Source organism: Pantoea sp. X-Soil-TKNS-1207 (assembly GCF_059730485.1).
The window spans coordinates 476,724-502,089 of sequence record NZ_AP035959.1 but is presented as its reverse complement, the minus strand read 5'-3'; the positions used below and the strand labels follow the sequence as shown (position 1 = coordinate 502,089).

Here is a 25,366-nt window from a genome sequence, read left to right as displayed (position 1 = left end):
AGGTATGGAGGACGACGATGGACGTTAAGCAGCTGCGTTATTTTATTGCCCTGGCGGAGGAGCAGAATTATGGCCGGGCGGCGGAGCGGCTCCATATCACGCAGCCGCCGCTGACGCGCAGCATTCAGGCGCTGGAAAAAACGCTGGAGACCCGCCTGTTTGAGCGCACCAGCAAAGGGGCAGTGCTCACCAGCGCGGGCCTGATGCTGCTGGAAAAAGCGCGGACCATCGTCGCCTTAACCCACGATGCGGCCGAGCAGGCCCGGCTGGCGGGTATGGGGTATCTCGGTCGGCTGGATGTCGGCATCTTCAGCTCGGGCATCTTCAACGTTATTCCGCAGTTGCTGGGTGAGTTTCATCGCGACAGGCCCGGCGTAAAAATCCGTCTGCACTCGATGGGCAAAGCCGAGCAGCTGGTGGCTTTGCGTGAAAAGCGTATCGATATTGGTTTTAATCGCCTGGTGCCAAAAGAACCGGATATCGCCGTGGAGTGGGTGCGTCGCGAACCCTATATTGTGGCGCTGTACCGCGAACATCCGCTGGCGCAGAAAGCGGCGATCACCCTACAGGATCTGGAGAAAGAACCGATGATTCTCTACCCCAACGCCCCGGTGTTCGGGCTGATGCAGGTGATTGCCCAGGCCTTTCGCAACGAGGGCGTGCAGCTCAATATCGAACAGGAAGTGGATGATGTGATGACCGCCATGGCGCTGGTGGCGTGTCGCTTTGGCGTCTGCATCACCACCGAATCTGCGTCGAATCTGCAACTGGCCGGGGTTGAATATCGGCCGCTGCATTCGCTGGAGTTGCAGGATATCGAGCTGAGTTGCCTCTATCGCAAGCAGGACAACTCGCCGATTTTGCAGGCATTCCTCACCCTGCTGCGCAGCCGCCGACGTGGGCTGTTGTGACGGCGCGCAATTGTTATTCGCTCGCCAGGGCCGCCACCGGATCCATCCGTGCCGCTTTACGCGCGGGCAGATAGCCAAAAATCATGCCGATCACCGTCGAACAGACAAACGCGGCGGCGGCCGATTCCCATGAATAGATCGCCGTCAGCAGGCCACCCGCCAGCAGCGAGACAAGAGGGCCGATAATCAGCGAAAGGCCGACGCCCAGCACGCCACCCACCAGGCAGACCAGCACCGCTTCGATCATAAACTGTTGCATGATATCGCTGCGTCGCGCGCCGACCGCCATCCGCACGCCAATTTCATGGGTGCGCTCGGTCACCGACACCAGCATGATGTTCATCACGCCGATGCTGCCGATGGTCAGGGCAATCGCCGCCACCAGCAGAATCAATAACGTCAGGGTGGCGGCGGCACCTTCAATCGCCTGACGGTATTTATCGCGGTTGAACACCAGAAAATCTTTCACGCCGTGGCGCGCCGTCAGCAGCTGGCTGAGCGTCGCCACCGCCGGGCCGCTGATGACATCATCTTTAAGTTTGATGCTGATACTGGTGAGGGCGGTCTGGCCGCTGATGCGGTACATCATGGTGCTCCACGGCAGCCAGACGCTGAGGCGGTTAGGGTTGTAGCCCTCATTGTTATTTGCCACCCCGATCACCCGAACCGGCACCGAGCCGAGCACAATCATTTTGCCGATCGGACTGCCGCTGTGCGCCCCGAATAATTTGTTGCGCGTATTCTCGTCAATGATGATCTCCTGGCGGGCGTGAAGTTCGTCGGAGAAATTCGTACCGGCGATCAGTTTGATGCCCTGGATGCGGAAATAGTCTTTACCCACGCCGTAGACGGCGGCTTTCGAGGCGTTCGACAGATAACGGATCGGCTGTGAGGCCGTCATTTCCGGGCTGACCGCATCAACGAACTGCTGACGGCCAATCACCTGCACGTCAGACATCACCAGCGTCAGGGTGGGGTGGCTGTCATCTTCGACGAAATCGCCACCGGCATAGATGGAGACCACATTGGTGCCCAGCCCCTGAATGCTCTCCAGCGTGGTTTGCCGCGCGCCTTGCCCCAGCGCCACCACCGTGACCACGGCAGCGATGCCGAAGATGATGCCGACCATGGTCAGCGCGGTACGCAGGCGGTGGGCGTTCATGGCATGCAACGCCATACGCATCGATTCGCGCAGGCGATCGGACACCCCGCGCCATTTGCTCTGGCTTTTGCCCACGCCGGGGGTGAAGGCGGCGCGGGTTGTCGCGGCCTTGCTGCCGCTGTCGGCGACGATGGTGCCGTCCTGGATTTCGATAATGCGATCGGCGTGCTGCGCGACGTTCATATCGTGCGTCACGATGATCACCGTATGACCTTCGCGGTTGAGATCGTGCAGAATGCGCAGCACTTCCTCGCCGGAACGGGAGTCGAGCGCGCCGGTGGGTTCATCAGCGAGGATAATCTCCGCGCCGTTAATCAGCGCGCGGGCGATGCTGACGCGCTGCTGCTGACCGCCGGAAAGCTCGCCGGGTTTATGGTGTTCGCGCCCGTTCAGTCCCAGACGTTGCAGCAGGTCGGCGGCGCGGGTGCGGCGGGCCTCGCCCTGCGCATTGGCGTAAATGGCGGGGATCTCCACGTTGCTCAGCGCGTTCAGGTCGGGCATCAGGTGATAACGCTGGAAGATAAAGCCGATATGCTCGCGACGAATTTTTGCCAGCGCGTCGGCAGACAGGCTGGCGGTGTTCTGACCGCCAATATGGTATTCACCGCTATCCGGCGCATCCAGACAACCGAGGATATTGAGCAGGGTGGATTTGCCGGAGCCGGACGGCCCGATAATCGCCACCATTTCACCGTGGGCGATGGTCAGATTGATCGCTTTCAGCACCTGTAGCGACTGCGAACCAAAAACGTAGCGGCGGGAGATATGCTTCAGTTCGATGATATTCACATCACCACCTTATCCGCACCGGGCGCCTGAGCTGCCAGAATCACTTTTTCGCCCGCCTGCAAGCCGCTCAGTACCTGAATATCCACGCTGTCCGAGATGCCGGTGGTGATGTAGCGCTTTATCGGCTGAAGATCGTTGCCCGGCACTTCCACATAGGTTCTGCCATCCGCCTCTTTTTTACTGGCCTGCACCGGGATCAGTAACGCATTCTGCGCGGCATCGCGTAACAGATTGACCTGCGCGGTCATGGCAATGCGCAGCGAATTATCCGGGTTAGGCACGTCGAGCAATGCGTTGTAGTAGACCGCGGCATTGGTGGTGCTGGTGGCGCTGCTTTCCATGTTGCCGGGCAAGGCATCATCTTTCATCACCGTATCGGGCGCCAGTTCGATACTGCGCAACGTGGCGTTGTAACGTTTATCCGGGTCGGAAAAGGTGGTGAACCAGGCTTTCTGACCCGGTTTGATGCTGTTGATGTCCGCCTCGGAGATCTGCACTTTGATGGTCATGGTTGCCAGCTGCGCCAGCTTAGCGATGGTCGGGGCGGTTTGCAGGGCGTTCACCGTCTGTCCCTGTTTGGTGATGATGGCGATAACGGTGCCATCCATCGGTGCCATGATGCGGGTATAGCCCAGGTCGAGCCGCTTTTTATCCACTTCGATCTGCGCCTGAATCACACGCGCCTGCTGCGCCGTCTGCTCCGCATTGGCGATGCGCCAGGCTTCCGCGCCGGCGTCATAATCCTGACGTGAGACCGAGTTGAGTTTTAGCATCTGTTGCAGGCGTTTAAACTGCGCATCCTGGCGCACCTGCGTTGCCTGTTTGGTTTCCAGATCGGCTTTGGCGACGCTTAACGCCGCCTCGGCATTGCGCAGATCGCTGCGCTGCGGCTGGTCATCAATTTCGGCGATTAGCTCACCTTTGCTGACTTTATCGCCGGTGCGGATATACAACTTTTTCAGCTGCCCGGAGACCTGTGCGCCGACGTTGACGCGTTCAATGGCGTCCATTTTACCGGTGGCGGCAATCACGTTTTCAATATTGCCCTGGCGCACCGTTGAGGTGATCAGATTGTCGGATTTGGCGCGCGAGCCGTGGATCAGATAAATAGCGAGGAGGATAAGCAGAACAGCAATAACGGAAAACGTCCATTTTCTGGTGGAAATTTGCATGATAGTCCCTTCATTTTTTTTGTGGGGTATAATCACCGGTCGTTACGAAAAAAGAAAGGTGAATTGTGTGCAAAATCAGCGGCAGAGCTGACGGCGGAGTGTCGCCAGTGCCGGTGAACCAGGCAAAATTGTCCTCGGGTTGACGGGGATTGATAAGCATTATGGCGAGAGGGATATCAACCCGATTGCAACGGCGTGAGTCGCGGGGTAACGCCTGGCTATCGCCGGTGAGATTATTTAAATACCCCCACTAAAAAATCTATCCCGACCGATTTAAGCGAATTTTAAGTTTTCATCGTCATCATAGCCGCATATTCATTAGAGGAATCTGGCGATGACGGACACTATCTCAACGTTGAAAGCAAAAGTCCCGCAAGCCACCTTGTTATTCTGGGTGCTGAAAATGATGTCGACCACCGTGGGTGAAACCGGGGCCGACTGGATTAATTTTGACCTCGGGCTTGGGCTGACCCGCACCTCCCTGTATGCCGCTGCGTTATTCCTGCTGATCCTGATTATTCAATTGCATTCGTCGCGTTACATTCCCTGGCTTTACTGGCTGACGGTATTGATGGTCAGTATCACCGGCACGCTGTTGACCGATTGTCTGACCGACCAATTGCAGGTTCCGCTGCTCTATTCCGTGGCGATGTTTGGTTCCGCGCTGGTGATGGTGCTGATGTTCTGGCATCGCACGGAAGGGACGCTGGCGTTTGACACCATCAACACCCGCAGTCGGGAGCTGTTCTACTGGATGGCGATTATGCTGACCTTCGCGTTTGGCACCGCGCTGGGTGATGCCCTCGCAGAAAGGCTGGGTCTGGGGTATTTCGCCACCACCGCGATGTTTGGCGTATTGATTGCCGCGACGGCCGCGCTCTGGCGCTTATCGTTGCTTAGCAGCGTGACCTGCTTCTGGACCGCCTATGTTCTGACCCGCCCGCTGGGGGCCGCAACCGCCGACCTCTTCTCACAACCTATTCATCAGGGTGGGCTGGGATATGGTACCACACCGGTGAATGTGATCTTTCTGCTAACCATGGCGGTACTGGTCGTGGTGACCAGCACCACGCGGCAGGAGAGATCATGAGGGTGCTGCTGGTGGAAGATGACCGCATGATCGGCGAAGTGGTGCGATCGGCGCTGAAAGATGCCTCCTATGCCGCAGATTGGGTGCGCGATGGCGAGCAGGCGTTAACCAGCCTGAAAACGCACAGCTACGATCTGGTGCTGCTGGATCTGGGGCTGCCATCGCGTGATGGTTTTGCCGTGCTGAGCGAGCTGCGCAGCCGTGGCAATCAGGTGCCAGTGGTCATCGTTACCGCCCGCGATGCGCTGGACGATCGTCTGCGTGGTCTGGACTCCGGCGCCGACGACTACGTGCTGAAACCGTTTGAAATGCGGGAACTGCTGGCCCGCGCCAGAGCGGTGATTCGCCGCAAAGCGGGCAACGCCGCGCCTGTGCTCAGCAATGGCAGCATTATGCTCGATCCCGCCACGCGTGAAGCGCGGCTGGTCGCCAGCAATACCGCTTATCTTCTCTCCGGGCGCGAGTTTGCGCTGTTGCAGGCGCTGCTGATCCAGCCGGGGCAAATCTTCTCGCGCAGTGAACTGGAGAGCAAAATCTATGGCTGGGGCGAGGAGATCGAAAGCAACGCCGTGGAATATTTCATCCATTCGTTACGCAAAAAGCTGGGCAGTGACGCGATCAAAAATGTCAGAGGCGTGGGATGGAAAGTCTCAAAAAACGCTTAAAGGAGTCGGTGCAATTTCGCCTGTCATTTGTGCTGTGTATGGCGGTGGGCGGGATTGCCATGCTGACCGGGGCGCTGGGGTTTATTTCCGCGCTGGATGAAGCGCATGAATTACAGGATTCATCGTTGCAGCAAATTGCCAGCCTGGCTAAAGAGGGCATGTTGACACCTCGCAGCGGCAATTTTATCAGCCCGCCGATTCATGATGAAAAAGCATCAGGCATCGTGGTGCATTTTATGTTTGCCGGAAAACCTGACAATAACGCGACGCCTCAGGAGACCTTTCGCGTTGCGGATAATTTAACCTCGGATTTCCATACGCTGGTAATTAACCAGCATGTTTATCGCGTGCTGATTGAAGATATTCATGACGGATTACGGGTGGCGGTGGCGCAACGGGCGTCAGTCCGCGAGCATGTGGCGTTCTCATCGGCAATGCGCTCGCTGATCCCGTTTTTTATTCTGTTCCCGGTGCTGTTGTACCTGGTTGCCGATCTGGTGAAGAAAATATTTCGGCCGATTAGCCGATTGTCGGATGAGGTTAATCAGCAGAGCGACGGGCTGCGGGTCTCGCTCAACAGCCAGGATATTCCGCGTGAAATTATCCCCTTTATCCGTGCGATTAATCGGCTGCTGCAACGGTCGGCGGAATCGGTGGCATTGCAACAACGCTTTGTGGCGGATGCGGCGCATGAACTGCGTTCTCCACTCACGGCGCTGATGTTGCAGGCGGAAAGGCTGGAGACCAGCGAGCTACCGGCTGAAAGTCGCAACCGGCTGATTCGTCTGCGTGAGGGGATGAAACGTGCCGCCTATCTGGTGGAACAGTTGCTGAGCCTGAGCAGGGCGCAGGCGGGGGATGACGCGGTGTTGCCCGCCGCCGAAAGGGTGCTGGTTTTTAATGTGGTGAAACAGGTGATATCCGATCTGCATCCGCTGGCGGAGGAAAAGTTGCTGGATATTGGCATGGTCGGAGAAAGTCAGGCCGAGGTAAAGGTTCGCCCCTCTGAGTTATATACCGTGGTGCGCAATATTATTCATAACGCCATTCAATACACCCCTAATGAGGGAAAAATTGATGTGGCGATAATTAATCACGCCTCTCAGGTGATTATTGAAATAGAAGATTCCGGCCCCGGTATTCCGCTGGAAATACGTCAGCGCGTGTTTGATGCCTTTTATCGTCTGGAAGGAAACGACGCGACGGGAACCGGGCTGGGACTCTCTATCGTCAGTGCGATTACCACCCGTATGCAGGGAAACGTGACGCTTGCTGATGCAATGCATTCATCATCGGGGCTAAATGTGCGCATTACGCTGCCAGCAGCCTGATTATTTACGAGGAAAAAACCATGTTTATCTCTGCTGAAACCGCGGAAAAATTAAACGATAATTTGTTTCTGTCAATCAACGCCCCCGCCCAGGCCACGCCCGTTATGCTGGATATTGGCAACGTCTGCGCCTCCTGGCTGATTATATTGTTTCCGCTGGTATTGGCGTGTTACTGGTTTTCTTTTAAACCGCATCACCAGCGGCAGGTCTTACTGGCGGTGACGTCCGGGGCGATCGCTCTGGCGATTAATATGCTAATCGGCCTGTTCTGGCCGCATCCGCGTCCGTTTATGGTGCCGATTGGGCATACCTTTTTAAGTCATGCCGCCGATTCCTCCTTTCCCAGCGACCATATGACGCTGGCCTGTGCCATCAGCTTTAGCCTGTTATTAGCGCGCAGAGCACGAGCTGGGGCGATGCTGGTGGCGTTCAGTCTCGTCATTGCCTGGGGGCGAATTTATATGGGCGTGCATTTCCCGGCGGATATGCTGGGATCGGTGATTGTCGCCTTCTTTAGCACCTGGGGAGTGAGCCAGCTGGCCGCGCCGCTGGACCCGCTGTTTAATCAGATCTGTCGCATCAATAACGCGATCTTTGGCGCGCTGGCCGGGCAACGCACCCAGTCGGATGGACGCTAACCCAGCGTACCGTCAATTTTGCTACGTTCGGAATTGAACTAATTGGCTGCACCGGAGCCAAAATCCGGTTACTGCTGCGATAACTTACGTGAAGGAAGCCAATGAAAGCTGTCGTTTTTGCCTACCATGATATGGGATGCACCGGCCTGAAAGCGTTGACCGACGCCGGTTTTACTCTCTGCGCGGTGTTCACCCATGCCGATGCGGCGGGAGAAAATCATTTTCACGGATCGGTGTTGCAGACGGCGCAATCGCTCAATATCCCGGTCTTTATGCCGGAGGATGTCAATGAACCTCAGTGGGTGGCGATGATCGCCGATCTGGCTCCCGATATGATGTTCAGCCTGTCATTCCGCCAGATCCTCAGCGGTGAGATTTTATCCGCCGCCCGTCGGGGAGCCTATGGCGTTCATGCTTCGCTGCTGCCAGCCCATCGCGGGCGGGCGCATCTCAATTGGGTGTTGATTAAAGGTGAAACGGAAACCGGCGTGACGCTGTTCCGCCTGACCACGCGGCCCGATCGCGGCCCGATTCTGGCGCAGAAACGCGTCAGGATTACCCCCGAAGATGATGCCTATAGCCTGCACAACAAGCTGGTGAGCACCAGTGGGATCATGCTGGCGAGCTGGCTACCGGCACTTTGCGCTGGAGAACTGGTGGAACGTGAGCAGGATGAGTCTCGGGCCAGCTCTTTTGGTCGCCGCAAACCGGAAGATGGGGCGATTCAGTGGGCCTCCACGGCGCAGGATAGTCATAACCTGATTCGCGCGCTGGCCAGCCCCTGGCCTGGCGCGTATAGCGCGATAAACGGTCAGCGTTTTATCGTCTGGCAGAGCCAGTTCAGCCATCAGGCCAGCGATGCGTTGCCGGGAACGGTAATCAGCGTTTCCCCTTTGGTCGTGGCTTGCGGGGAGGGGCGGCTGGAGATTATCGCCGGTCAGCTGCAATCCGGTGAGCGGGTTGACGGCGCCGCACTGGCGCGTTTGTTAACGCTGCATCCGGGCGATCGCATGATAAGTTGATCGCCGCGCACCAGGTACCTTGATTGATAAATAATCATAAACCTTTTATCACTTAAGGATCGCCTAATGTATTGATGAGAAACTGGCCCCCTGTACATTAGAGGGGGCCTGTTGGACATGCCTTTTTCTTTACTGTTTATCTCTGCGCCGCATTTCTTTTACTTCTTGTTGTTTTTATTCGTCGGTATTTACATCGCGGTACAAAATCGCAGCGTCATTATTTACGGAGCCTTTGTTTCGGCGTTTATTGCTGAAATCAATATGGCGGCGATTTTATTTGCAATACGGATCACATTCCGTAGTGAAAAAATTATCGGGCGAGGTAGGTAGTCATGCTCTGGCCCCTTTTGCGTCCGCGAAAAAATACCACCTTACGCTGGCGGTTGCTGCTGGTCATCGGTTTGATCCTGGTGATTTGTCAAACCATCAGCGTGCTGGCGCTGTGGCATGAAAGCAAAGAGCAGATTGCCCTGCTGGTCAACGCCGCCCTGAATAATCACGATCCTCACCAGCATCTGGAAAAAGAGATCCATGAAGCGATGGTCAGCCTGGCACTGCCCAGCCTGCTGATGATTTTCCTCGTGTTATTTCTCTGTTTTCAGGCCATTTCCAGCCTGACGCGCCCGTTATCTGAACTGCAAAAGCGGCTGGAACAGCGCAGCGAAGAGGAGCTGGCGCCGGTGGATTATCACAGCTCAATGCGGGAAATTGACGCGGTTACGCAGGCGATCAATCGTCTGGTTTCGCGCCTGCAATCCAGCCTTGAGCGGGAACGTATGTTTACCGCCGATGTGGCGCACGAGCTGCGCACCCCGCTGGCGGGCCTGAGGCTCCATCTGGAGCTGCTGGAGCGGCAGCATCAGTTTGATGTGCAGCCCCTGATGCAGCGCCTCGATCAGATGACCGCCAGCGTAACGCAGCTGCTGCAACTGGCGCGCGCCGGGCAGTCCTTTTCGTCGGGCAGCTACCAAAACGTGGGATTAATTAAAAACGTGGTCGAACCGATGAAGCATGAGTTTGAAGCCATGCTGGCTGGGCATCAGCAGGTGTTGTTTCTGCATATGCCGCAGGAAGTGGTGGTACGCGGGGATGTGACCTTGCTGAAAGTGATGCTGCGAAATCTGGTGGAGAATGCCCATCGCTACAGCCCCCATCACTCCTGCATCACCATCCGGGTGGAGAAGCTGCCGTACCCGGCGCTGGTGGTGGAAGATGAGGGCAAAGGCATTGATGAAAGCAAAGCCGGGGAGCTGAGTCAGGCGTTTGTCCGTATGGATAGCCGCTACGGTGGTATCGGATTAGGCCTGAGTATCGTGACGCGGATTGTTCAGCTGCATAAGGGACAGTTTTTTCTGGAAAATCGAGGCCGGGTGCCGGGTTGCCGTGCCAGGGCGCAATTTACCCGACAGTGATTAGCGTGAAAACCAGATGACCAGGAAACTAATAACGCTAAACGCGCTGAGGATAATGGCTGCGTATTCACTGGCTGGGCGGATAAAAATGGATTTCATAGTAGGCCTCTCGTAATAAACGTTACGATTCTCACGTCCGAAGATTAAGTTAACCTTAAGCCAAACGAGGGGTCGTTAAATCACCCTGAAAGCCGGGTTTAAACAATCCTGCTGTTTAATGTTCAGTTAAGAATTGAGCAATATAATCGCGCCAGCATAAATTAAAACCGCCGTTATCATTCGATAAAAGTCAGTGTAGACGATGGAATTAAATTGAATGCGTATTTTTTATGCGAACAGGCTGTCCTGAATAGCACATTCTGCTAACTTTATACAGTTGGAAACATTAATGACATTACTGCATGGCCGCGTCGAAATTTTCATCTTCAACTCAACGCTGCCGGAAGCAGGGTGGCGTGGCTGTGATAAACACACAGGGAATTTCGCATGACGTCGACGACAAAAACGCTTCTGCTGCTGGCTCTACTGCTTCTCTACTACTTCATTCCCCTTGAGTTTCGGCATCTGTGGCAACCTGATGAAACGCGTTATGCGGAGATCAGCCGCGAAATGCTGCAAAGCGGCAACTGGGTAACGCCACACTTCTTTGGCTTGCGCTATTTCGAAAAACCGATTGCCGGTTACTGGTTCAACAATATCGGGCAATGGCTATTCGGACATAACAACTTTGCGGTGCGTTTTGGTTCGGTATTTTCCACGCTGATGAGCGCGGTGCTGGTCTGGTGGCTGGCCCGCCGCATCTACGCCAGGGCCGCAGTGGCGCTGACCGCGGTTATTATCTACCTGACTTCGCTGTTGGTTTACGGCGTTGGCACCTATGCGGTGCTCGATCCGATGCTGTCGCTATGGTTAACCGCCGCCATGTGCAGCTACTGGCTGATCGCCGAAGCGGATAGCCGGAAGCAGCGTCTGGTCGGTTATGTGTTGCTGGGCCTCGCCTGCGGTATGGGCTTTATGACCAAGGGTTTTCTGGCGCTGGCGGTGCCGGTGCTGGCGATCATTCCCTGGGCGATCTGGCGTCGGCGGCTGGGCGAGTTGCTGATGTTTGGCCCGCTTGCGGTGCTGTGCGCTGCGCTGATCAGCGCGCCCTGGGCGCTGGCGATTTATCATCAGCAACCTGATTTCTGGCACTATTTTTTCTGGGTGGAGCATATTCAGCGCTTTGCCGAGTCGGATGCTCAGCACAAAGCCCCTTTCTGGTACTACATCCCGATTTTGATTGCGGGAGCGCTGCCGTGGCTGGCGCTGCTGCCTGGCGCACTTCGCGCTGGCTGGCGCGATCGTGCCGCCTCACCCGGCGGACTCTATCTGCTGGGCTGGGTGGTGATCCCGCTGCTGTTTTTCAGCATCGCCAAAGGCAAGCTACCCACCTATATCCTGCCGTGCTTTGCGCCGCTGGCCATACTGATGGCGGATTACGGACATCGGCTGGCCAGCAAGGCGAGCCGCATTCTCCAGGTTAATGCGTGGATTAATATCCTGTTTGGCGCCGCCGCCGCGTTAGCGCTGCTGGTGGAACTGGCCCCGTGGGGGAAAAGCATTTTCCATCATTCCCTGTTCCAGCCGCATGAAATGACGGCGCTGACCTTCGCGGTGATCGCCTTTGCCGGTTGGTCGGTAGCGGGCATCGCCAGCCTGAAAAGGCGAGGCGCGCGCTGGAAACTTGCGGCGCTCTGTCCGCTGGCGCTGGCGCTCTGCGTCGGGAACGCGATCCCGGAGAGTGTGCAAAATACCAAGCAGCCGCAGGTGTTTGTCGCCAGCGTGGCGGATCAGCTGGCGGAGACCCGTTATATCCTCAGCGATGATGTCGGCATCGCCTCTGCCATCGCCTGGACGCTGCAACGCAACGATATTGATTTCTATCGTAAGAAGGGCGAAATGCAGTATGGGTTGAGTTACCCCGACGCCCAGTCACGCTATATCAGCGAAGCCAGCTTCGGCCAGTGGCTTGAAACCCATCGCAACAAAGGGGGTGTTTCGCTGGTGCTGGTACTGGAACGCGGCGACCCCACGCCGACCAATTTACCACCGGCCGATCGGGCTTATCGTCACGACCGCCTGCTGTTACTGCAATATGGGGTAAAACCCTAAACTCTGTAGGTGCGCAATTCTGGTAACATGCGCAGGGCCGCTTTGCCACTGGCAGGCGGCCCGTAAGCGCAACCATTCCTTTTTGTGGATTTATAACTATGGCCACCGATTTTCCTTTGCTGGATGTGCAAGGGGTGACGTTTTCACTGGAAGGCCGTGCGTTATTGGCTCCGGTGTCATTCACACTTAACCCAGGCGATTTTGTTCTGCTCACCGGCCCTTCGGGCAGTGGCAAAAGTACTTTGCTGAAGATGATTGCTTCGCTGATGGTGCCCACCAGCGGGCTTATCCGTTTTCAGAATCAGGATATTAGCCAACTGAAAGCGGAAACGTACCGGCAGAAAGTTTCGTACTGCTTTCAGACGCCGGTGCTGTTCGGCAACACGGTTCACGACAATCTGGCGCTGCCGTGGCAGATCCGTCAGCAAAAACCCAACCGCACAGCGCTGGAAGCGGATCTGGCAAAGGTGAATCTGCCCGCCGGGATGCTGGATAAAAAGATTGACCAACTTTCGGGGGGAGAAAAGCAGCGCGTCGGTTTGTTACGCAATCTGCAATTCCTGCCGGATGTCCTGCTGCTGGATGAAGTCACCAGCGCGCTGGATGAAGACAACAAAACCCTGATTCAACAGCTGATTAGTGCAATGGTCAGCGAGAAAGGCGTGGCGGTGGTGTGGATCAGCCATGACCCGGCTGAAATCAGCCAGGCGAAGCGCGTGCTAAGACTGGAATCACCGCAGAGGACGCAAAACCATGAACCAGCATAATATTACCGACTCATCACTGGCGATGGCCCTGATTCTGGTGATGATTGCGTTAGTGATTAGCCAGAAAGAGAAGCTGGGGCTGGGTAAAGACATCATCTGGAGCGTCTGTCGCGCGGTGGTTCAGCTCTTTATCGTCGGCTATGTCCTGAAGTCAATTTTTGACGTTAACAATGACTGGCTGACGGTGCTGATGGTGCTGTTTATCTGCGTCAATGCGGCGATGAATGCCCGCAAGCGCAGCCGCAATATCGATCATGCCATGGTGATCTCTTTTGTCGCCATCACCAGCGGCACCACCCTGACGCTGGTGATTTTGGTGCTGAGCGGGGCGATTGAATTTATGCCGATGCAGGTGATCCCGATTTCCGGGATGATTGCCGGCAATGCGATGGTGGCCGTCGGGCTGTGCTACAGCAACCTCAATCAACGTTTTGCTGATAACCGCCAGAAAATCCTTGAGATGCTGAGCCTGGGCGCGTCGATCAAGCTGGCGTCGTCCACGCTGATTCGCGACAGTATTCGTGCGTCGATGATCCCCACCATCGATGCCGCCAAAACGGTGGGGCTGGTCAGCCTGCCGGGCATGATGTCGGGCCTGATCTTTGCCGGTATCGATCCGGTAAAAGCCATCAAATATCAAATCATGGTGACCTTTATGTTGATTGGCACCGCCAGCCTGTCGACCATCATTGCGGTCTACCTCTCCTATCGACGCTTCTACAATGAACGCGCGCAGTTGAAGTACTGAGTCAACTCCGGCGCAAACGGCGCGGGCAATCGCGCCGTTATTGCGTCAGGCTGCGTAGCGGGCCGCACTCTGGCAGCGGTAAACCAGCGCTGGCGGCAGGTTGCACAGCACCCGCGAACGGGTCCAGTGGAAGTAGCTGGAGAGCAGCGATTCTGACAGCGATGTGTATTGAAACTGAATAAATACGCCGCCAGGATTGAGCGCTGCGGCCGCGCGCTGCAACACGCGATGTCGCACCGCTTCGGGCAGCGATAACAGCGGCAACCCGGAAAAAATCGCATCAAAACCCGGTTCAATCTGCTCGGCGGAATGCGCCAGCACGGTTAAACGTTTGTCGCCCAGCCGCGTCAGTTTTTTTGCCAGACGCGGGTTGGTCTCAAAGGCGGAGAGTGAGGCTTGCGCGGGCATACGTGCCAGCAAATGGCGGGTAAGTACGCCTTCACCCGCGCCCAGCTCCGCTATCCGGCGGGTATGATTCCAGTCCACCGCATCCGACATCCCCTGACAAAGCCAGCGAGAAGAGGGGGCAATGGTGCCGATTGCGCGGGGATTAGCGATGAACTCCTGTAAATAGCATGTCTTATCTTTAATTAGCGCAACATAAGGAAACGTCATGATCATCTGCTCCTGTTGAATGACAACTACAGTTAGTCATGAAATCCTTAAATAAGTCTTAAAACCCCCGCAGACTCACAAAAGGTAATACTTTTTCTGCTTATCCATCATCCAGCGCGCCATTGATCGCCATCATGCCAGCCGCTGAGCAAAACGTTATAATCGCAGGCAATATCCGTTATTCATTGTTTGAAAAGGGTTTTAATGTCCGCGCTGCCTTACTATCTTGTCATCCTGCTGATCGCGTTAACGCTGGCGCTCTATGTCGATCTCATCTTTGATCTCTCAGGCCTGAGAGAATTGTTAAGCGAGTATGCCATCGCGCTTGATGAGAAAATTAAGTCACTTTAGCCGCCCCGGCGGTGCGCTAATTCAACATCAAAATGGGGTGCGACATCGCCCGGTAGCGGAACAAAGCGTCCCTTCACCCGGAAAACCTCTTTAATCAGCGGCGTTTGCGCCAGATCGCTGGGAACGCCATCAAAGCGCAGCCTTCCCTGTTGCAGCAGGCTGATGCGGTCGGCAATCGACATCGCCTGATTAAGGTCATGGATCGACATCACGATGGTTATCTGCCGTTCGCGGCTGAGTTTATAAATTAAATCCAGCACCTCGACCTGATAACCAATATCTAAAAACGACGTCGGTTCATCCAGCAGCAAAACCTTTGCCTCCTGCGCCAGCGCCGCGGATATCCACGCCCGTTGCCGTTCACCGCCCGAAATTTCTTTCAGCCGACGCTGCGCCAGCGGCAGCAGCCCGGTGCTCTCCAGCGCCCAGCCAATGGTCGCTTCATCCTGCGCCTGATAACGGCGGAACAGCCCGACATGGGTAAAGCGGCCCATACGTACCAGTTGTTCAACCGTCATCTCTTCGGGAGCGACCGGGTGCTGAGGTAAAAATGACAGCAATCTGGCTAACTGGCGTCGCGCCATGCCATGCACGGGCCGCTGCTCAAGCTGAACATACCCGCTGCTGGCGGGAATCAGCCCGGCCATGGCCTGTAAGGCAGTGCTTTTACCGGAGCCGTTTGGGCCGATCAACGCGCAGATCTCCCCCCGCTGCACGTTAAGATTCAAACCGCGTAACGCCGTGGCGGCGCCATAGCTGACTGATAAATCATGACAGGACAACATCGTTCAACCTCAGGGGATTTTACGTAATAAAAAGAGAAGCACCGGCGCGCCCAGCACCGCAGTGACCACGCCAATCGGGATTTCATTTTCCTGCCCCAGCAGCCTGCCAAGCAAATCGCCGAGGGTCACGGCGATGGCGCCTGAACCCAGCGTCAGCGGCATCACCAGCCGGAAATGGCTCCCCGCCAGCGCGCGCGCCAGGTGTGGCACCACCAGACCAATAAACACGATGGGACCGACGGTGCCGACGGCGCTGGCCGCCAGGGCGCAGGACAGCATCAGCAGCAGGGTGAACTGCCGCTGATAGGCGAAGCCGAATGATTGCGCTACTGAGGGATCCAGCCGCAGCATCTCCAGCGAACGCTGAATAAAAGGCAGCATCCCCAGCCCCAGCACGCTCCAGGGCAACAAAAATCGGACATGTTCCCAGCTACGGGCATACAGGCTGCCGGAGAGCCATTCGATCAGCACCTCCAGTCGGTTAGAACCCCAACCGGCGATCAGGCCAATCGCCAGCGCGTGCAGCACCGCGCCGACAGCAATGCCGCACAGCGTAATGCGTATCGGCCCGAGGCGGTTACGCAGCGCCAGCCAGTAGATCAACCCGCCCGCGCACAAGCCGCCGACCATGCCTGCCGCAGGCAGCCACGCCAGCGGCAGTGACGCCAGCGCGCTGGAGCCGGTGTAGTGGATATACACCGAGAACAGCAGAAACAGGGTGACGGAAAGGGTGGCCCCTTGTGAGATACCCATAATCGCGGGATCGGCCAGCGGATTGCGGGTGATGGTTTGCAGCACCAGCCCGGCCACCGCCAGCTGCATCCCCGCCAGAATGCCGGTCAGAATGCGCGGCAGGCGAATGTCGAGAATGATCGATCTGGCTTCCGGCGTGCCTGCGCCTCTCAGCACCGACATCACCTCTGCCGCGCTGATATCCGCCACCCCTAAAAACAGCGACAGGATGAAAGCCAGCAGCAGCAAGGCGAGGAATATCAGGCTGCGCCACAGCGAAACCCGTTGTGGTTTAATCAGGATCTGCGCCTTCATAGATGGCTCCCAAGGGCAAAATCACGCCGCTGCACCAGCCAGATAAAAACCGGGCCGCCGATCAGCGCGGTGACGATGCCTACCGGCAACTCCTGCGGCAGCGCCACGGTGCGGGCAAGCACGTCTGCCAGCGTCACCATAAAACCGCCGAGCGCCGCCGTCAGCAACAAGGCGCCGCCCGTCCCGGCGGGCTTCAGCAAACGCGCGATATGCGGAGCGGCAAGGCCAACAAACGCCAGCGGCCCGCCGACCGGCGTAATGCCCGCCACCGGCAGAATCGCCAGCAGCAGCAGGAACGGACGCCAGAACGCCAGATTCACCCCCATCCCGGCGGCGGCTTTGTCGCTGATCGCCATCAGGCCGAGCACGCGCTGGCTGGCGACGATACCGCCCAGCGCGACCGCCACCCACGGCAGCATAAACGCCAGCTGCGGCCAGGAGCGTCCCTGGAAGCCGCCGGCGATCCAGAATAGCAGCGAGGGGACCTGCGGGCCGCTGGAGAGAATGACCCAGGTGGTGATGGCGCCGAGGAATATCGACACGCTAAGTCCGCCGAGCGCCAGATGCAGCGATTGCCCATTGCCCCGGCCCGCCAGGGTGAAGGTGATCAGCGCGGCAGCGATTCCTCCGACTAAACCCACGAACGGGTAATAAACGGAGGAGATCCAGGGCAGGAAGACAAAGCAGACCACAATCGGCGTCACCGCGCCGGCGGTAACACCGGTCAGCTCAGGGGCAGCCAGCGGGTTTCGCGTCAGCACCTGCATCACGTAACCCGACAGCGCCAGCCCGGCGCCCGCCACCAACGCGGCCAGACTCCGTGGCAGGCGCAGCGTCCACACCAGGATCGAATCGATATGCCCATCGGGATGGAACAGGGCGGAAACTAACCCGGACGGCGAGAGGGTTTTGCTGCCCAGCAGGGCGCCGAGGATAATCGCCGCGAGCGAGGCGATAACCAGTAACGCGACCTGAGATCCGGTTTTCACCGCAGGACGGGAGAACGTTGCTGCCATTATGCCGACCTGATACTGGCCGGGATAAAGGTCTCCGCCTCAACCCGGACATCCACTTTCGGGAAACGATCGGGATAGAGATAATGCGCCGCCTCGCGCAGGACCACGCTGCGCGCAATCGGGCCGTTGCTCTCAACCCAGTGGTCGCCAACATAGAAGACGCGCTGGTTTTTCACGGCGGATAACATCGGCCAGATCGGGTTGTTTTCATGCGGGCGATCCGGGCCGCTGTCATAAACAAAGATCACTTCAGGATCGCGCTCCAGCATGGTTTCCAGACTCAGCTCCTCGCCAAACTTGCCGCCTTTGGTCATCGGGCCAGCGATATTGTTGCCGCCCAGCGCGCTGACAATCGACGCCGCCGTGTTTTCGGTATGGAACGAGAAGGGCGTATCACCGGCCCACATGATTTGGTAACGCGGATGTTTGTCCTGCGGCGCGCGCGCCACAATGTCCTTCATCTCAGCGCGGAAGGCGTCGTTTAGCGCGATCCCCCGCTGCGGCTGGCCCAACAGTTCCGTCAGCTGTGCCACTTCGTGGTAGCTCTCGCTCAGCAGCTCCATGTTGTAAGCCATGTAAGGGGCGATTTTGCTGAACTGATCCGCATGGGCTTCGGTGTAACGTCGCATCGCCACGATCGCGTCGGGGCGCACCTGCGACAGCAGCTCCAGATTGGGCTTGGCCCGCTGGCCGATGGCGGTCATTTTTTTCGTCAGGCCGAGCAGAAAATCAGGATCGCGGCCTGGCGTCATATAGGTGACGGCAACCGGCATGATGCCAAGCGTCAGCGCCACGTCAGCCGCGAGGTAGGAGACCGAGGCGATGCGCTGCGGCCGGGCGGGGAAGGTGACGGTAACGCCGCGTTCGTCCTGTATCTGCATCGGGCTGCCTGCGGCGGCAAAACTGCGGTTAACGCTCAGCACCGCCATGCCAATCAGCGATGATTTCAGAAAGCCCCGACGATTGATTCCCATACATATTTCCCTTCAGGTGATTGTTTTAATGAGTAAAGTTATTTTAAAACGCGCTGTGTAAAGTGTTCGGGCTGCGCTTGCATCTGCCTCAGCTCGCGCAAAAAGCACAGCCACAGCAGCACGCTGGTTACGCCAAAGCCCAGGCAAAGTCCAAACCACACGCCGAAGCCGCCCCAGCGGGTGAGAAAGGCACAAAGCGCCATCATCGGAATGCCCACCAGCCAGTAACCCGTCAGGGTATTGATCAGCCCGGCACGGGTATTGCCGAGGCCGCGCAACAGCCCGATACAGACGTTTTGCGAACCTTTGAAAAACTGATGGGCGATGGCGAACCACAGCAACATGGCTGCGGTGTCCTGCAACGCGGCATTTTTCTCGGCATGGATAAACGGCCAGAGCACCCACTGCGGCCAGAGGAGATACGCCAGGCCGATTAACGCCATCACGCCAAAACTCAGGGTGAAACTGCGGCGGGCGATCCCGGCCACACGATCGCTTTCATGACGGCCAACGGCCCGGCTGACGAGGATCGACGATCCCTGCGACAGGCCGATATTCATCTGATAAACGATGTAAGCCAGTTGATTGACGATATTGGAGGCGGCGAGCATCACCGGACCGAACATCCCCATCAGCAGGGTGGCAATCGAGGTGATGGCCGCTTCGGAGCCATAGGTCAGGGCGATGGGGGTGCCCATCCGCAGGATACGCCGCACCGTCTCGCCACGGGCGCGCCAGCCATCCAGCGTCAGCAGCGGGCTGAGCTTTTCATCGCGCTGCACGTTGCGCAGATAAACCAGGAAGGTCCACAGCTGCACCAGCGTGGTGGACAAGCCGATCCCTGCCAGCCCTAATTTCGGCAGGCCAAACCAGCCGTAAATAAACAGGCAGTTGAGGGCGATATTGATGGCGATCGAGGCGAGGGTGACCACCAGCAGCGAGCCAGCGCGGCGCATACCGACCGCAAACTGACGCAGCACATTCAGCCAGATCATCGGCAGCAGGCCAGGGGCCAGCGCCATCATGATCGGCAGCGCCAGCGCGATAACGGCCGGGTTTCGGTATAACCCGCTTAAGCCGTAACCCAGCAGCACCAGCAGCAACCCACCGGCGATAGCGCTGAGGGTCGCGACCAGAAACGCCGCCCGCAGGATATCCTGCACTTCGCCAATCGCCTGCTGATCCAGCTGCGTGCTGCCGGTGCGTTTTTCGCCCCGGCCCACCGCTGCGGCAATCTGGTTACCCACGCCGGTGACCATGCCAACGCACATGGTGCGCAGCTGGTTGTAGAGCAGCAGTGCCAGGCCGCCCGCCGCGACGGCCTGCACGCCCAGCGTTCCCATCATCAGCAAATCGGTGCTGGTCAGCGCCACCTGAGCCAGCTGTAAACCGATGATCGGGCCAGCCAGCGTCAGGATCTCGCGATAAGAAGGAAAAGCGGAGTCCGTCACGCGCTTAACCTCCTGCGGCCAGTGGTAATTGCGCTGCCAGCGCAATCGAGGCTTCGTAGGCGGTGAACAGCCGGTGCAGACGCTGATGGGCGGTTTCATCCAGCAGCCCGCGCGCCTGAAGCCATTCGTCGCTGTACACGCTGTCTAAATACTTTTCACCGGCATCGCACACCAGCACCACCAGCGTGCTGTTCGGCTCCACCAGCGGCAGGCGTTTCAGCGCCACATGAATCGCCGCACCCGCCGTGCCGCCGGTTAACATTCCGGTCCGGCGGGCCACCACGCGAGAGGCGGTAAAGGCATCGACATCATTGATGGTTAACCCTTCATCGATATATTCCATCTCGACGTTGGGTCCGACGGTAAACCCGCCGGGAGCGCCCGCGCCGGTTTGCCAGTATTTCCCGGCCGGGCCGCCAAAGATGATTGAGCCGACCGGTTCGACGCCAATGCTGGTGACATCAACCCCCAGGCGTCTCAGCTCTTTGACCGTGCCGCACAGCGTACCGCCGGTGCCCACGGCGCCCACCAGGTAGTGCAGCTCGCCATCCAGATCCTCAGCCAGCTCGGCCGCTAACCCGGCATAGCCGCGATTATTATTCGGGTTGTAGTGTTGATCGGGCCAGAACGCGCCTGTGCTGGCGGCGATGTCGGCGGCGATGCGGCGTCGTTCTACCGTGCTGGGGCCATCGCCATTCGGTTCGGCAAACACCAGGTTAACCCCCATGGCGTGCATGGCGCGCAGCTTGTCCGGCGAGGCGTGCTGATCCACCACGGCGGTGAATTTATAGCCGCGCTCAATCGCGACCAGCGCCAGGCCGGAACCGGTATTGCCGGAGGTGGGTTCGACAATGCTGCCGCCGGGTTTGAGTTTGCCGTCGCGTTCGGCGGCGAGGATCATCTCGCGCGCCATGCGTACCTTGCAGGAGCCGGTGGGATTGAATTGCTCCAGCTTCAGCAGCAGACGGCTGCCGTTACCGGTTCGCGCCAGCTCAAATAACGGGGTATGACCAATCAGTTCTGAGCAGCGGGTTTTAATCGTTGAGGCAGCCGGTTTCATTGGTCTTTTCTCCAGATTAATTGTCCATGATGTTCGCGAAGCACGATTTTCGGTGGCAGCGCTAACTGATGGAATTCGCTCTCGTTTTTATCCATCTGGTAGCCTGCGGTATTGGGATAGACGATCAAATCGTCATAACGCGGCTGGGCAGGGAAGGTGATTTTGCGCCAGGTGAGCACGTCATATTCCATGCAGCTGGAACCGGCAATCGCCGCCAGTACCGGGTCCTGCGGACGCGCCTCGCCTTGCTGCACCAGCAACGGCGTGGGCAGAAATTCGCTGTTTTTCCATTGCTCAGACAGGCTCATGCTCAGGCCCGCCACCGTGACAATCCCGTATTCGGCGTTGCGCTTGAAGCCCTGCACCGGAAACACGCTCATCCCGGCCCCATCCAGCAGGGCGCGGCCAGGTTCCAGATACAACGCAATGCCCGCCTGATTAAGCGTGCGGGCGAGGCTGACGCCTGCCACGCTGCTGTCGAGGATCGCTGCGAGCATCGCGGCGCCGGTAGGGCTTTGATAGTAAGGGTAAAAACGCTCAAATTTCTTTTCCGCATGGAACTGTGAGGCGTCCAGTTCAGCGCTGAAGCGTTGCCAGTCTTCCTGCGTCACATAGCGACAGGCGAAGCCGCCGCCAATCGAGATGGCGGAGCAGGGGAAGCCCGCGGCGCGCGCCTGCTGAACGCGTGCGACCAGCTGCGCGGCCAGCTGCACGCGCGGTTCAACCGCGTAACCATCGAGATGGAAAGAGAAGCCATCCATGATCAGCTGCGACGTCACCTGCGAACAACGTTGCAGCGCCAGCGCCAGATCCGGCTCGCTGAAGCCGAAGCGGCTGGCGGTATTTTCCGGCAGCACGCGCAGTAAAATCCGCAGCGGCGGGGTATGGCGGGTGATGGCGATGGCGCGCTCCAGTTCATCCAGCGCATCAATCGCCACGGTGGCGCCATGACGGGCCGCCAGCCACAGCAATTCATCACTCTTTGCGGCGCCGGTGACGCCAATCATCTCGCCGCGTATACCATTCGCCAGCGCGTGCACCAGCTCGGGGACGCTCGCCACATCCACTGCGCCATCCAGCCTGGCGATTTCCTGTAGCCAGGCCGCCGCCTTGTTGGCTTTTTTGCCGTAGTAAACCCGGCCAGAGACCTGACGTTCCGCCAGCTGGTGCTGAAAAGCGCGGTAGTTGTCGGCAAAGGTTTGCGGATGGATCAAATGGAACGGGCCGGGTTCCGCGTGATGGATCTGGCGCAGCAGCTCGCTATTGTTACGCGCGGCGACGGCCCAGCGCCGCTCCAGCGCCGGGAGAGTATTGGCGATCATTTCCACAGCTCCACCCTCGTGCCGCGCCCCGCCGCAATGGCGCGGGTCGCCAGCGCATGTGCCACCGGAATATCGGTAATGATCATGCCGCTGCTGAAGGCGAAGATACGGTCCTGCTCATTGCGGCGACCGGCTTTGCGGCCGACGACAATCTCCGGCAGCTCGGCATCAATCTTCACGGTCCCTCCCGGTCCGGCGAGGCGGCTGCCGGTGACGCCCATCTGGCCCTGATTCGTGGCAATGGCATAATCTGCCTGGCTGAGCGCACCCGCTTCCACCCCTTTACTGGCGACGGAAATCAGCAAGCCACCGGGCTTCATCCAGCTGGTCTGGATTTTAGGGTGGGCAGCGCGACCCGAAGCGGCGATCACGATGTCGGCTTCGGCAACGGCCTGTTGCACATCCTTGACCAGCTCGATGGAGCAGGCGGGAAAATGGCGATCAAACGCGGCATAGCTGGCGGCAATGCCATCGGGATGGGTGCCGAACAGACGCAGCGTCTCCAGCTGTGGCAGGGCGGTGAGCAGATAAGGCAGGGTGTTGACGCCCTGCACCCCCGTGCCGAGCATCAGCACCGAACGTGCGTCCTTTCTGGCGCAATGTTTGGCGATGATGGCGCTGGTGGCCGGCGTGCGCGACGCGCCCACTTTCTGGCAATCCATCCAGGCGAAGGGCAGACCGGTGACATCGTCGTACAGGCTGATGGTGGTGTAATACTTTTCGGCGCTGTCATTGCCCTGGCGATAAGAGGTTTTAAACCCTAACTGCTCCAGCGCGCCGTCATAGCCCAGCATGGCATACGAGACGGAGTCGCGTGATTGATCCGGCAACGGCATCATCAATTTCGTCGGACAGCGAGAACGCCCGTCGGCATAAGCGACGTAGGCATCTTCAACCAGCTGAATAACTTCAGCGGGCGGCAGTTCAATGTCAGATAAATCTGAACGCGTCAGAATGTGTACGGCAGGCGTATGAATATAGGACTTTGTCATAATCGATGCGTTATCCAGTAATTGGGTAATTACAAGGAGGGCAACAGTTTCCGTTGCCCGGTTATCGATACGACATGCGTTACATTGCGAAAGAAAACAGTAAATTAAAAACGGCGAAAATTTATTTTTTAATAAAACATAAGCGTTTCTTATCGTAGGTTTCCATGTAAGTAATTGTCAATGTGTTTTGTTGAAAATAAGTTAATTAATTAAAATTTCATTGTTATCCATCTGAAATATAACCATTTATATGGTGATTTTATCAGAGGGGTTTTCTGGTAATAATATAATGAGATTAATGGGGTTAATTCACGCTTTATAAAGATTATCCGACCGGCGCATTACCGGGATTTTATGTAGTCACTACTTTAAAATATATCTTATTTGCTGGCATCTTTTCACGTCACTACATTTTTCCATCACGCGCCAGGGCGTTTGTTATTCATTTCTTTTGGCGTGATAGCTGGGATATATAGCGAGGAGGGGGGGCGACGAAAATGATGTAGTCAATGGCAGGCGCGATGTAGTCACTACATCAATACCGGGGATGGTAGCGCCCCCCGTTGCTGAGAACGGGGGGCGGGAGATTACTTCTGTGTTTCTCCTAACCAGGGTTTCGCGCCCGATGCTGCGCGCGCTTTTTTCACCTGATCCGCCGTCACCGGTTGTGCGGCATTGCCCCAGCTGTTGCGGATATAGGTCATCGCATCGGCAATATTGCTATCCGACAGTTTCCAGTCAAAGGCTGGCATACCGGCGGCGGTCGGATTGGCATGGGTAAACGGCCCCTGACCGCCGTTCAGCACCACATTCAGCAGGCTGGCAGGATCGGCTGAGTTGACCTGGGCATTACCGGCAAGCGTCGGGATCATCTGGCGAATACCGGAGCCGTCAGACACATGGCAGGCGCTGCATTGCGATTCAAACACCTTCTTACCGACAATCATCGCGTTATCACTGCTGGCGACAGGCGCAGGCTTCTGCGTCTCCGAGGCCGGTAATGATTGCAGATAGCTGGCGATGGCGTGCAGATCCGCGTCGTTCATATATTGGGTGGAGTTTTCAACCGCTTCGGTCATCGGTCCTGATGAGGCGGTCATCCGGTTAGCCCCGGTGCGCAGATAACTGACGATATCTTCCTTGTTCCAGCTACCCAGCCCGGAGTGAGGATTCGGGGTTAAGTCCGGTGCATACCAGCCCTGAAGCGCGCCACCCTGCAAATAGGCCGAGGTGTCGCCGCCGAGCGGGTTTTTCGCCGTATGACAGGAGGCGCAATGTCCCGGTCCATCAACCAGATACGCGCCGCGATTGATCTCGGCACTCTGGTGCGTATCAGGCTGGAACACCTGATCGTGGAAGAACAGCAGGTTCCAGCCCGCCAGCGTCCAGCGCTGGTTGAACGGGAAGGGGAGCTGGTTCTCCACCACTTTGCTGTTCACCGCCGGAATGGTGCGGATATAGGCCCAGAGATCGGCCAGATCCTGATCGGTCAGCTTCGCGTAGGCGTTATAAGGCATCGCGGCGTAGAGATAGCCGTGTGAGCCGACGCCGTGGCGTACTGCCCGGTCAAACTGTTCCTGCGTCCAGCCGCCAATGCCGGTCTCTTTGTCCGAGGTGATATTGGACGAGAGAATGGCGCCAAACGGCGTCTCCAGTTTGTAGCCGCCGGCAAAAGGCTGACCGCCTTCTTTGGTGTGACAGGCAGTACAGTCAGACAGACGCGCGACATACTCGCCACGTTTGATTTGATCCTGTAACGCCGCACCGGTCGCGGTTGTCACCGTTTGCGGATAACTTTTATGCAGTCCGTGCTCGACCAGCGCGGTGTAGCCCAGCGCGCCGATAACCACCAGCGCACCGACGGTCAGGGCGGCGCGTCGTAATGTTTTAGCCAT

General features: G+C 57.6%; 23 protein-coding genes. 11 read left to right on the top strand and 12 right to left on the bottom strand.

The window, feature by feature from the left end; genetic code table 11:
- Nucleotides 1-17: 17 nt before the first annotated feature.
- Nucleotides 18-911, top strand: coding sequence for a LysR family transcriptional regulator (locus tag AC6I8V_RS22480; RefSeq protein ID WP_497846026.1), 894 nt, complete (start codon nt 18-20; stop codon nt 909-911).
- A gap of 13 nt (nt 912-924) precedes the next feature.
- On the opposite strand, the gene AC6I8V_RS22475 is transcribed toward AC6I8V_RS22480, so the two are convergent.
- Both AC6I8V_RS22475 and AC6I8V_RS22470 read right to left on the bottom strand, forming a co-directional pair.
- Nucleotides 925-2,862: a MacB family efflux pump subunit gene (locus tag AC6I8V_RS22475; RefSeq protein ID WP_497846025.1), complete on the bottom strand. Its 1,938-nt coding sequence runs from the start codon at nt 2,860-2,862 to the stop codon at nt 925-927.
- Nucleotides 2,859-4,034: an efflux RND transporter periplasmic adaptor subunit gene (locus tag AC6I8V_RS22470; RefSeq protein ID WP_497846024.1), complete on the bottom strand. Its 1,176-nt coding sequence runs from the start codon at nt 4,032-4,034 to the stop codon at nt 2,859-2,861. The genes AC6I8V_RS22475 and AC6I8V_RS22470 overlap by 4 nt, the downstream gene beginning before the upstream one ends.
- Before the next feature lie 334 nt (nt 4,035-4,368).
- Between AC6I8V_RS22470 and AC6I8V_RS22465 the strand changes: the two genes are divergently transcribed.
- From AC6I8V_RS22465 to fetB, 9 genes are all read left to right on the top strand, one after another.
- Entirely contained in the window at nt 4,369-5,124 is a 756-nt protein-coding gene (locus AC6I8V_RS22465) for a COG4705 family protein (RefSeq protein ID WP_497846023.1), read from the top strand.
- A complete protein-coding gene (locus tag AC6I8V_RS22460) occupies nt 5,121-5,789 on the top strand; it encodes a response regulator transcription factor (protein WP_497846022.1) in 669 nt (222 codons plus the stop codon). The genes AC6I8V_RS22465 and AC6I8V_RS22460 overlap by 4 nt, the downstream gene beginning before the upstream one ends.
- Nucleotides 5,765-7,120 carry a sensor histidine kinase gene (locus AC6I8V_RS22455; protein ID WP_497846021.1) on the top strand — a complete coding sequence of 452 codons (1,356 nt, stop codon included), beginning with the start codon at nt 5,765-5,767 and terminating at the stop codon, nt 7,118-7,120. The genes AC6I8V_RS22460 and AC6I8V_RS22455 overlap by 25 nt, the downstream gene beginning before the upstream one ends.
- Nucleotides 7,121-7,140: 20 nt before the next feature.
- Nucleotides 7,141-7,758, top strand: coding sequence for an undecaprenyl-diphosphatase (locus AC6I8V_RS22450; protein ID WP_497846020.1), 618 nt, complete (start codon nt 7,141-7,143; stop codon nt 7,756-7,758).
- Nucleotides 7,759-7,859: 101 nt separating this feature from the next.
- Nucleotides 7,860-8,780: a formyltransferase family protein gene (locus tag AC6I8V_RS22445; RefSeq protein WP_497846019.1), complete on the top strand. Its 921-nt coding sequence runs from the start codon at nt 7,860-7,862 to the stop codon at nt 8,778-8,780.
- A 332-nt stretch (nt 8,781-9,112) separates the two neighbouring features.
- The gene (gene pmrB / locus AC6I8V_RS22440) at nt 9,113-10,192 is read left to right on the top strand and encodes a two-component system sensor histidine kinase PmrB (RefSeq protein WP_497846018.1); all 1,080 of its coding nucleotides are present in this window, start codon (nt 9,113-9,115) and stop codon (nt 10,190-10,192) included.
- A 486-nt stretch (nt 10,193-10,678) separates the two neighbouring features.
- Nucleotides 10,679-12,343: a lipid IV(A) 4-amino-4-deoxy-L-arabinosyltransferase gene (arnT, locus tag AC6I8V_RS22435; RefSeq protein ID WP_497846017.1), complete on the top strand. Its 1,665-nt coding sequence runs from the start codon at nt 10,679-10,681 to the stop codon at nt 12,341-12,343.
- Nucleotides 12,344-12,441: 98 nt separating this feature from the next.
- Nucleotides 12,442-13,110, top strand: coding sequence for an iron efflux ABC transporter ATP-binding subunit FetA (gene fetA / locus AC6I8V_RS22430; protein WP_497846016.1), 669 nt, complete (start codon nt 12,442-12,444; stop codon nt 13,108-13,110).
- Nucleotides 13,097-13,858: an iron efflux ABC transporter permease subunit FetB gene (gene fetB, locus AC6I8V_RS22425; RefSeq protein WP_497846015.1), complete on the top strand. Its 762-nt coding sequence runs from the start codon at nt 13,097-13,099 to the stop codon at nt 13,856-13,858. The genes fetA and fetB overlap by 14 nt, the downstream gene beginning before the upstream one ends.
- A gap of 45 nt (nt 13,859-13,903) precedes the next feature.
- Here fetB and AC6I8V_RS22420 read toward each other — a convergent pair whose 3' ends face one another.
- The gene (locus AC6I8V_RS22420) at nt 13,904-14,473 is read right to left on the bottom strand and encodes a class I SAM-dependent methyltransferase (protein ID WP_497846014.1); all 570 of its coding nucleotides are present in this window, start codon (nt 14,471-14,473) and stop codon (nt 13,904-13,906) included.
- A gap of 204 nt (nt 14,474-14,677) precedes the next feature.
- On the opposite strand from AC6I8V_RS22420, the gene AC6I8V_RS22415 reads away from it, so the two are divergent.
- Nucleotides 14,678-14,824 carry a hypothetical protein gene (locus tag AC6I8V_RS22415; protein ID WP_497846013.1) on the top strand — a complete coding sequence of 49 codons (147 nt, stop codon included), beginning with the start codon at nt 14,678-14,680 and terminating at the stop codon, nt 14,822-14,824.
- Here the strand turns inward: AC6I8V_RS22415 and AC6I8V_RS22410 are convergent.
- From AC6I8V_RS22410 to AC6I8V_RS22370, 9 genes are all read right to left on the bottom strand, one after another.
- Nucleotides 14,821-15,609, bottom strand: coding sequence for an ABC transporter ATP-binding protein (locus AC6I8V_RS22410; RefSeq protein WP_497846012.1), 789 nt, complete (start codon nt 15,607-15,609; stop codon nt 14,821-14,823). The two genes, AC6I8V_RS22415 and AC6I8V_RS22410, sit on opposite strands and share 4 nt — an antisense overlap.
- Nucleotides 15,610-15,618: 9 nt before the next feature.
- Complete coding sequence (locus tag AC6I8V_RS22405; protein WP_497846011.1) at nt 15,619-16,656, bottom strand: FecCD family ABC transporter permease; 1,038 nt, start codon at nt 16,654-16,656, stop codon at nt 15,619-15,621.
- The gene (locus AC6I8V_RS22400; RefSeq protein ID WP_497846010.1) at nt 16,653-17,672 is read right to left on the bottom strand and encodes a FecCD family ABC transporter permease; all 1,020 of its coding nucleotides are present in this window, start codon (nt 17,670-17,672) and stop codon (nt 16,653-16,655) included. The genes AC6I8V_RS22405 and AC6I8V_RS22400 overlap by 4 nt, the downstream gene beginning before the upstream one ends.
- Entirely contained in the window at nt 17,672-18,646 is a 975-nt protein-coding gene (locus AC6I8V_RS22395) for an ABC transporter substrate-binding protein (RefSeq protein ID WP_497846009.1), read from the bottom strand. The genes AC6I8V_RS22400 and AC6I8V_RS22395 overlap by 1 nt, the downstream gene beginning before the upstream one ends.
- Before the next feature lie 38 nt (nt 18,647-18,684).
- Nucleotides 18,685-20,097: an MATE family efflux transporter gene (locus AC6I8V_RS22390; protein ID WP_497846008.1), complete on the bottom strand. Its 1,413-nt coding sequence runs from the start codon at nt 20,095-20,097 to the stop codon at nt 18,685-18,687.
- Between the two features lie 4 nt (nt 20,098-20,101).
- Complete coding sequence (locus tag AC6I8V_RS22385; protein WP_497846007.1) at nt 20,102-21,157, bottom strand: PLP-dependent cysteine synthase family protein; 1,056 nt, start codon at nt 21,155-21,157, stop codon at nt 20,102-20,104.
- Entirely contained in the window at nt 21,154-22,479 is a 1,326-nt protein-coding gene (locus AC6I8V_RS22380; RefSeq protein ID WP_497846006.1) for a type III PLP-dependent enzyme domain-containing protein, read from the bottom strand. The genes AC6I8V_RS22385 and AC6I8V_RS22380 overlap by 4 nt, the downstream gene beginning before the upstream one ends.
- Complete coding sequence (locus AC6I8V_RS22375; protein WP_497846005.1) at nt 22,476-23,471, bottom strand: hypothetical protein; 996 nt, start codon at nt 23,469-23,471, stop codon at nt 22,476-22,478. Before AC6I8V_RS22375 ends, AC6I8V_RS22380 begins: the two co-directional genes overlap by 4 nt.
- 587 nt (nt 23,472-24,058) lie before the next feature.
- Nucleotides 24,059-25,366, bottom strand: a complete 1,308-nt coding sequence (locus tag AC6I8V_RS22370) for a c-type cytochrome (RefSeq protein WP_497846595.1) — start codon at nt 25,364-25,366, stop codon at nt 24,059-24,061.